Origin of the sequence: Streptomyces sp. OfavH-34-F, from assembly GCF_022347745.1 — a bacterium.
Classification (GTDB): Bacteria; Actinomycetota; Actinomycetes; order Streptomycetales; family Streptomycetaceae; genus Streptomyces.
Genome location: NZ_JAKRGC010000282.1, coordinates 1 through 8517, shown reverse-complemented (window position 1 = coordinate 8517; position 8517 = coordinate 1). Strand labels below are relative to the sequence as shown.

General features: G+C 71.5%; 8 protein-coding genes. 1 reads left to right on the top strand and 7 read right to left on the bottom strand.

The features are described from left to right. From MHW47_RS28265 to MHW47_RS28250, 4 genes are all read right to left on the bottom strand, one after another. Nucleotides 1–1308: AI-2E family transporter (locus tag MHW47_RS28265; protein ID WP_239226596.1), on the bottom strand; the 1308-nt coding region annotated here is incomplete at its 3' end. Nucleotides 1309–1440: 132 nt separating this feature from the next. Next, nucleotides 1441–2154: a lytic transglycosylase domain-containing protein gene (locus tag MHW47_RS28260; protein ID WP_239226595.1), complete on the bottom strand. Its 714-nt coding sequence runs from the start codon at nucleotides 2152–2154 to the stop codon at nucleotides 1441–1443. A 389-nt stretch (nucleotides 2155–2543) separates the two neighbouring features. Then, nucleotides 2544–3866 carry a PhoH family protein gene (locus tag MHW47_RS28255; RefSeq protein ID WP_308381726.1) on the bottom strand — a complete coding sequence of 441 codons (1323 nt, stop codon included), beginning with the start codon at nucleotides 3864–3866 and terminating at the stop codon, nucleotides 2544–2546. Nucleotides 3867–4144: 278 nt separating this feature from the next. Further along, a complete protein-coding gene (locus tag MHW47_RS28250; RefSeq protein ID WP_239226593.1) occupies nucleotides 4145–4906 on the bottom strand; it encodes an isoprenyl transferase in 762 nt (253 codons plus the stop codon). Nucleotides 4907–5110: 204 nt separating this feature from the next. Between MHW47_RS28250 and mgrA the strand changes: the two genes are divergently transcribed. After that, nucleotides 5111–6151, top strand: coding sequence for an L-glyceraldehyde 3-phosphate reductase (gene mgrA, locus MHW47_RS28245; protein ID WP_308381725.1), 1041 nt, complete (start codon nucleotides 5111–5113; stop codon nucleotides 6149–6151). A gap of 306 nt (nucleotides 6152–6457) precedes the next feature. On the opposite strand, the gene MHW47_RS28240 is transcribed toward mgrA, so the two are convergent. The 3 genes from MHW47_RS28240 to MHW47_RS28230 all read right to left on the bottom strand — a co-directional run. After that, complete coding sequence (locus tag MHW47_RS28240; RefSeq protein WP_239226592.1) at nucleotides 6458–6916, bottom strand: hypothetical protein; 459 nt, start codon at nucleotides 6914–6916, stop codon at nucleotides 6458–6460. A gap of 83 nt (nucleotides 6917–6999) precedes the next feature. Next, nucleotides 7000–7800 (bottom strand): class I SAM-dependent methyltransferase, encoded by an 801-nt coding sequence (locus MHW47_RS28235; RefSeq protein WP_239226591.1) that lies wholly within the window; start codon nucleotides 7798–7800, stop codon nucleotides 7000–7002. Nucleotides 7801–7914: 114 nt separating this feature from the next. Further along, on the bottom strand, nucleotides 7915–8517 hold a 603-nt coding region (locus MHW47_RS28230), incomplete at its 5' end, for an A24 family peptidase (protein ID WP_239226590.1).

Sequence of the window (8517 nt, the reverse complement as noted above, 5' to 3'; positions counted from 1 at the left end):
CAGCGCGGTCGACCCGTGCGGCGGCGGCGAGTGGCGGCGCGACTCCTCCTGCCCGTACGACCGCAGATAGCCGACCACCGTGTTGGTGACCGCGACCAGCGGAACGGCGACGACCGCACCCCCGATGCCGGCGATCATTCCGCCCGCCGCGACCGAGAGCACCACGGCCAGCGGATGCACCCGCACCGCGCGCCCCAGGATGAACGGCTGGAGCACATGGCCCTCGATCTGCTGGACCGCGAGGACCACGGCCAGCACCATCAGGGCCGTGAACACGCCCTCGGTGACCAGGGCCACGACCACCGCCAGCGCCCCGGAGACCACGGCTCCGACGAGCGGGATGAAGGCGAACAGGAAGATGAAGACGGCGAGCGGCACCGCCATCGGGACGTTCAGGAAGTAGATCCCGAGCCCGATGAAGATGGCGTCGATCAGCGCGACGATGACGGTGCCCCGGATGTAGGCGGTCAGGGTCCGCCAGGCGCGCGGCCCCGCGCCCGCCACTCCGGGCCGTGCCTGGGCGGGCACCAGCTTGAGCACCCAGTTCCAGATGCGGGCGCCGTCGTAGAGCAGGAAGAGCGTCGAGAACATCGCGAGCAGGGCGCCGGTCATGAACTCCACGACCACGGTGACGCCCTGGAGGCCGGCGGAGGTGATGGCCTCGGTGTTGGTGCCGACGGTGTCGCTGAGGTTCTGCGCGATGTTGTTGATCTGTTTGTCGGTGACGTGGAACGGGCTGTCGAGCAGCCAGTTCTTGAGGTCCTCGATGCCCTTCGTCACCTTGTCGGACAGGGTGTCGATGTTGTCCATCACCTGCCACACCACGAACCAGCCGACCAGGCCCATGATGACGAACCCGGAGATCGCCGTGACGGCGGTGGCCAGGCCCCTCGGCAGCCCGTAGCGCCGCAGCCGGGCCACGGTCGGCTGGAGCAGCGCGGTGACGAGCAGTGCGGCGACGAAGGCCAGCACCACCAGTTGCACGGCGCTGATGACCCGCATCAGCACCCACAGCGTCCCCGCGAGCACCAGCAGCCGCCAGCCCGCCTCGGCGGCGACCCGCATGCCCCACGGGATCGCCGCGACCGGATCGGGCCGCGCGGCGACGGTGGGCGCGTACGCGGGCGGGGCGGGCACCTGGTCGACGGGGGGCGTCCCGTCCTTCCCCGTCCCCGCCGCGGCGGGTGCGACGGGGTCCGTGAGGAGGGGGTCGTCCGCCTCCGTACCGACCCGGCGCTCTTCGAGGCGCTCACTCAGCCTGCTCAGCTCGGCACCCAGTTGTCCGAGCCATCCCGGCAGTTTCGACATAACCGTTCCTCTACCCCCGTCCGCTCTCCCCACCACTCCCCCGGAGCGGTACCGCACGACGGTACACGCGTGAAGCCCCTCACCGTAGGACGGTGAGGGGCTTCACGTGGTTGAGCGGGTGAACCCTGGTGTCTAGTACCAGTGGTTGGCCTGCCAGAAGGACCAGGCGGCGCACGGGCTGCCGTAGCGCGAGCTGTTCATGTAGCTGAGGCCCCACTTGATCTGGGTGGCCGGGTTGGTCATCCAGTCGGCGCCGGCCGAGGCCATCTTGGAGCCGGGCAGGGCCTGGACGAGACCGTAGGCGCCCGAGGACGGGTTGCTCGCCCTGTAGTTCCAGCTCGACTCGACGTTCACGATGTTGCTGAAGCACTGGAACTGGTCGGCCGGGACGATCTGCCGGGCGATGGCCTGGACCTCGGCCACCGTGTAGGAGCCCTGCTGCGCGAAGGTCGCGGTGGAGCGGACCTCGGAACGGCTTGCCCGCTCCTTCTCCTTGCGCTCCTTCTCCGCCTGACGCTGGCGCTCCAGCTTGTCCTCGGCCGCCTGCTTCTTGGACTTGGCGTCCTTGGCGGCCTGGACGCGGGCGGACTCCTCCGCGGACTTCTTCGCGGCCGCGTCGGCCGCGGACGCCTGGGCGTCGGCCTGCTGCGTCAGCGAAGCGGTCTGGACCTGGGCCTGCTGGCCCGCGGGAATGTCTGCGAGCAGCGTGGTGTCGGCTGCGGCCGCCTCGAAGTTGTTGTCGTCGACAGCAGGAGTGCTGCCCGCTGCAACGCCTACGACGGCGCCTACGGTGGTGACCGCGGTGGCAGATGCCACGGCGAACCCCCGGACCGAAATCCGGCTCACACGGTGTCCTTCCAGCATCGCCCGCTTAGGTGACCTCGCGGGCGCAATCGTGCCCCTGGCACTGGCCTCCCTACTGCTTGGGTCACGGGAGGCACGGGCCCGGTGGGCGGCTCCCCGGGGGGAGCGCCGCGTGGTACTCGCGGGCGGCATACGGACGGCGGTTGTTGAGTTGTGTGGTGCGTGGCGCCTCTGGAGGTGCCGGTGTGCCGTATGCGGGGCCTGACGGAAGCAAGACTTTGCCGGAACGAGACACCGGGAAGCAATTCTCCGTTGCGTGTGAAAGGTCACACCTCGTTTGGAGCACCCGAATCTCGGAAAAGGCACCGCGACGCGCCGCCGCCCGGCTAGGCTGCTTGGCCCGCCGGGCGGCGTCAACGTCCCAATCCGTATCAGATCTGACCTTCCTCCAGCATTTCGGTCACCAGTGCGGCGATACGGGAACGCTCGGAGCGGGTGAGCGTGACATGAGCGAAGAGCGGGTGGCCCTTCAGCTTCTCGACGACGGCGACCACTCCGTCGTACCGGCCGACCCTGAGGTTGTCCCGCTGGGCCACGTCATGGGTGAGCACGACCCGGGAATTCGTGCCGATCCTGGACAACACGGTCAGCAGCACGTTGCGTTCGAGCGACTGGGCCTCGTCCACGATCACGAAGGCGTCGTGCAGGGAGCGGCCCCGGATGTGTGTGAGCGGCAGGATCTCCAGCATCCCGCGCCCCAGCACCTCTTCGATCACCTCACGCCCGGAGACGGCGGACAGCGTGTCGAAGACGGCCTGCGCCCAAGGGCTCATCTTCTCGGCCTCGCTGCCGGGGAGGTAGCCCAGTTCCTGCCCGCCGACCGCGTACAGCGGGCGGAAGACCATCACCTTCTTGTGCTGCCCGCGCTCCAGGACGGCCTCCAGGCCCGCGCAGAGCGCCAGCGCCGACTTGCCGGTGCCCGCCCGGCCGCCCAGCGAGACGATGCCCACCTCCTGGTCGAGCAGCAGGTCCAGCGCGATGCGCTGCTCGGCGCTGCGGCCGTGGATGCCGAACGCCTCCCGGTCGCCGCGCACCAGCCGCACGCTGCCGTCGGGGGTCACCCGGCCCAGGGCCTTGCCGCGTTCGGACTGGAGGACCAGGCCGGTGTGCACGGGCAGTTCGGCGGCCTCGGGGACGTACAGCCTCTCCTCGGCGAAGAGCAGGTCGATCTGGTCGGCGGCGAGGGGCAGTTCCGCCATGCCCGTCCAGCCGGAGTCGGTGATCGCCAGTTCGGCGCGGTACTCCTCGGCGAGCAGGCCCACCGACGAGGCCTTGATCCGCAGCGGGAGGTCCTTGGAGACGACCGTGACGTCGTACCCCTCGGCCTGGAGGTTGCGCGCGACCGCGAGAATCCGTGAGTCGTTGTCCCCCAACCGGTAGCCGGCGGGCAGGACGCCGGGATCGGAGTGGTTGAGCTCGACGCGGAGCGTCCCGCCGAGGTCCCCGAGGGGGATCGGCGCGTCCAGCCGGCCGTACCGCACCCGGAAGTCGTCCAGCAGGCGCAGGGCCTGGCGGGCGAAGTAACCGAGTTCCGGATGGTGCCGTTTGGCCTCCAGTTCCGTGACCACGACGACCGGGAGCACGACCTCGTGCTCGTCGAAGCGGGCCATGGCGTTCGGATCGGCCAGCAGGACGCTGGTGTCGAGAACGTAGGTGCGCCTGTCGGGCATGCGGCGCTTTGTGCTGGTCACCACGGAAGGACGTACCCCCTCGGAAGAGGTTGGGGTGCGACGGCGTCGCGGAGCATCCCAATGGGAGAGGACGGGCCGGGCTCCGGCCACCTTGCGCGGGCCGTGCGCCGGCCCTCCGCGTCGGCCGCACTGTGCGTACGGTCCTTCGTGTGCAAAGGGCCTCCCGGACGAGCGGGCTCGGTGCCGCTCGCTTGGACACGGCGCCCGCCTGGCTGGTGACCGGGCGCCGACCTGTCAGGGATATGCCCTCATACACGTCCGGCCATGCCGAACGGGGTGCCTCAGCCTCCGTAGCGGCGGTGGCGGGCCGCGTAGTCGCGCAGCGCCCGCAGGAAGTCGACCCGGCGGAAGGCCGGCCAGAAGACCTCGCAGAAGTAGTACTCGGAGTGGGCGCTCTGCCAGAGCATGAAGCCGGACAGCCGCTGCTCGCCGCTGGTGCGGATGACCAGGTCGGGGTCGGGCTGGCCACGGGTGTAGAGGTGCTCGGAGATCAGGTCGGTGGAGACGATCTCGGCGAGGTCCTCGAACGAGGTGCCCTTGGCGGAGTGTTCGAGGAGCAGGGAGCGCACGGCGTCGGCGATCTCCTGCCGGCCGCCGTAGCCCACGGCGACGTTGACGAGTATGCCGTCCACCCCGACGGTGGCCTGTTCGGCCTCCTTGAGGACGGTCTGGGTGTGGGAGGGCAGCAGATCGAGCGTGCCGACGTGGTGGACGCGCCAGCGGCCGTCGGCGGCGAGGCCGCGCACGGTGTTCTCGATGATGCCGAGCAGCGGGATCAGCTCCGACTCGGGACGGTCGAAGTTGTCGGTGGAGAGCATCCAGAGCGTGACGACCTCGACGTCGGTCTCGCTGCACCAGCCGAGGAGTTCCTTGATCTTCTCCGCCCCGGCCTGGTGCCCCTCGGCGGCGGTGCCGCCGGACGCCTTGGCCCAGCGCCGGTTGCCGTCCAGGATGACTCCGATGTGCTTGGGCACCTGGGTGTGGTCCAGGCGGCCCTCCACCCGGCGCGCATAGAGCCTGTACACCAGGTCGCGCAAGTTCACTGAGTCCACCTCTCGGTTCCGTGCGGGCCCGCCGGCCCCCGCGTCAGGGGTCCGGGGTCGTCCCCTGGGGATCGGATCGCCGCACTGGAAGGGGGCGGATCGCCCCGCCGTGTCATGGCAGTCCCGTCAGGGCAACCACATTACTGCGCGGCCCCCGCCCCCACCCAACCCGGCCTGTCACAAGTCCGTGATAAGGAGAGAATCGTGACTGATTCCTCCTCCCCCTACCACGCCGCCGGATCGCGCTACGACTCCATGGAGTACCGGCGCAGCGGGCGCAGCGGCCTGAAGCTCCCCGCCGTCTCGCTCGGTCTGTGGCACAACTTCGGCGACGACCGCTCGCTCGCCTCCCAGCGGGCCATCCTGCGCCGCGCGTTCGACCTCGGGGTGACCCACTTCGACCTGGCCAACAACTACGGTCCGCCGCCCGGCTCCGCCGAGCTGAACTTCGGCAAGCTGTTCCGGCAGGACTTCGCCCCGTACCGGGACGAACTGATCATCTCGACCAAGGCGGGGTACGAGATGCACCCCGGGCCGTACGGGGAGTGGGGGTCGCGCAAGTACCTGCTGTCGTCGCTGGACGCCTCGCTGCGGCGGACCGGCCTGGACCACGTCGACATCTTCTACTCGCACCGCTTCGACCCGGAGACCCCGCTGGAGGAGACGATGGGGGCGCTCGCCTCCGCCGTGCACCGGGGGAAGGCGCTGTACGTGGGGGTGTCCTCGTACACCTCGGCGCAGACGGCCGAGGCGGCGCGGCTGCTGCGCGAGATGGGGGTGCCGGCCCTGATCCACCAGCCGTCCTACTCGATGATCAACCGCTGGACCGAGGAGGACGGGCTGCTGGACACGCTGGAGGCGGCCGGGATGGGCTGCATCTCCTTCGTGCCGCTGGCCCAGGGTCTGCTGACCGGCAAGTACCTGAACGGCATCCCCGAGGGGTCGCGCGCCACTCAGGGCAAGTCGCTCGACCCGTCGCTGCTGTCCGACGAGGTGGTCCGCAGGCTCAACGGGCTGAACGACATCGCGCGCCGCCGGGGCCAGTCGCTGGCGCAGCTGGCCCTGACCTGGGTGCTGCGCGACAGCCGGATGACGTCCGCCCTGATCGGCGCGTCGAGCGTCGCCCAGCTGGAGGAGAACGTGGCGGCTCTGGCCGGACCGGAGCTGACGGCGGCGGAGCTGGCGGAGATCGACACATTCGCCGTGGACACCGAGGGCACCAACATCTGGGCCGCACGCGGCTGAGGGAGTGCCGGCCGATGCGGGGGCGCCCAACCGCCCTACCCCTCACGGGGCATGAAAAAACGGGCCGGTCCGTGGGGGGGGTTACGGACCGGCCCGAGGGGGGGTTTCCACCATAACCCTTCGTAAGGGATGGTGGGCGCCGCGGCGCGCGATAATTACTCTCCGAGAGTGAGGGGCTCCGCTCCGGAGACGCCCTCCGCCTCTTGGCACGGCTGTGACCTGCGCCGATGCCCGCGTGTCGCGGACCGGCGACGGAGTGGCGGCCGAGACGTCCACAGGATGTCCACATTCCGTTCGGCGCGGCGGTCAGGTCGCGGCGGCGGCGCCCCGGTGGCCGCGGGTGAAACGGATGCTCACGGTGTCGCCGCCGACGACCACGAACCGGCCGCCCTCGCAGCGGATCACGGCCTCGTGGACCTCGCCCCGCTCGTCCCTGCGCTCGTCGGTGCTGAGGACGGTCCAGCCGCCGTCCGGGGGCTGCGGCAGCCCGGCCGGCTCGGCGAACTCCCACTGCGCGGCGGGCACACACCAGTCGGGCAGCTGCGGCCAGGTGCCCGCGCCCACGTGCAGGGTGCCGTCGGATGCGCAGGTCAGCCGGACGGACTGGCCGTCGTCCAGCACGAAGGAGACGGCCTCGGGTTCGCCCATCCGGCCTTCGGGGCGGTAGAAGATGCCGAGGACGCCGACGATCCTGGCCCCCTTGAGCCACTCGGCGCCGCGCCGGCGCGGGCCGTTCACGGCGTCCTCGTCGGTGCCGCGGTCCATGGCCTGCTCCTTCCCCTCGGCAAGACGCCCCCGAGCGCTCGCGACCAGAGTGCCATCCTTCGGACCCGTCGCGGGCGGCGGGCTCACCCGGGTTTGCGGGCCTCGATCAGGAACCGGGTGGTGTGGGCGGTGAACGGGCCCCGGGTCTCCAGCCGGTGGTGCAGTGCGCGGAGTTGGGGGCGGTACCGCTCGACGGTGAAGCCGGGCACCATCCAGATCACCTTCCGCAGGAAGTAGACGACGGCGCCGATGTCGAAGAACTCGGTGCGCAGCCGCTCCGCCCGCAGGTCCACGACCGCCAGCCCCGCCGCCTCGGCGTCGGCCCGGGCCCGCTCCGGGTCGCGCGCCCCGCGCACCTCGGGCGGCTGGGGGCCCAGGAAGTACTCGACGAGTTCGAAGACGCTGGCGGGGCCGACCTGTTGGGAGAAGTACGTGCCGCCTGGGGTCAGCACCCGGGCGATCTCCTCCCACCACGTGGTCACCGGGTGGCGGCTGACGACCAGGTCGAACGCCGCGTCGCCGAACGGCAGCGGCGGCTCGTCCTCGTCCGCGACGACGACGGCCCCGAGCGGGTGCAGCAGCGCGGTGGCACGGGCGATGTTCGGCGGCCAGGACTCGGTGGCCACGGCGAGCGGCGGCAGCTTCGGCACGGACGCCAGCACCTCGCCGCCGCCCGTCTGGATGTCGAGCGCCGCCCGCGCCCGGCCCATCCGCTCCCCCATGGCCCGCGCGTACCCCCAGGACGGCCGCTGCTCGGTGGCCCGCCCGTCCAGCCAGGAGAAGTCCCACCCGGCCACGGAGACCGTGTCGGCCTCGGTGACCAGCGCGTCGAACCGTTCGTCCTCGCCGGGCAGGGGTGCGGTGTCGTCGGGTGTCGCGGGCATGGCCCCATGGTCGCAGGGGCGGGCGTACGGACGCGACAGGATTACGGGGCTCGCGGCGGGGGGCGTACCGGGGCCGGGGCCCTCCCCCGTACCGCCGGTCCTTCCGCGCGCGGGTCAGGCCCCCAGGCCGCCGAACAGCAGCCCGAGGAACGCTCCCGCGATCATGAACGGGCCGAAGGGGATGCCCGTGCTGCGCCCGGCCCGGCGCAGCGCGACGAGCACCACCCCGTACACCGCGCCGAACAGGAAGCCGGCGAAGCCTCCGGCGAAGACGACCGCCCAGCCGTACCAGCCGAGGACGGTGCCCAGGGAGAGGGCGAGTTTGACGTCGCCGAAGCCCATGCCGCTCGGGTTGACGAGGAAGAGCAGGAAGTAGAAGCCGCCCAGGACCAGGCCGCCGAGCAGGGCGGAGAGCCAGGAGCCCGCGTGTTCGGGCAGCAGCGCCGCCAGGCCCAGGAGCAGGACGGCCGCCCCGGCGGCGGGCAGCGTCAGCCCGTCCGGCAGTCGGTGCACGCGGTGGTCGATGCTCGCCAGGAGCACGGCGACCGGGGCGAGCAGCAGCCACACCGCCAGTTCGGGGCGCGTCCCGGTGGACCAGGCGAGGGCGGCGCAGGCGAGCGCGGTGACGACGGGGGCGAGGCGGTGGGGGGCGTAGCGGGGTGCGGGCGGGCCGGGTGCGGGGGGCGGGGGCGCGTCGGGGCCGGGTGCGGGGGGCGG

What these genes read in the sequence shown, in the direction of transcription:
- MHW47_RS28240 (WP_239226592.1), bottom strand. Translation starts at nt 6,916, where the DNA reads ATGGACCGCGGCACCGACGAGGACGCCGTGAACGGCCCGCGCCGGCGC.
- MHW47_RS28235 (WP_239226591.1), bottom strand. Translation starts at nt 7,800, where the DNA reads ATGCCCGCGACACCCGACGACACCGCACCCCTGCCCGGCGAGGACGAA.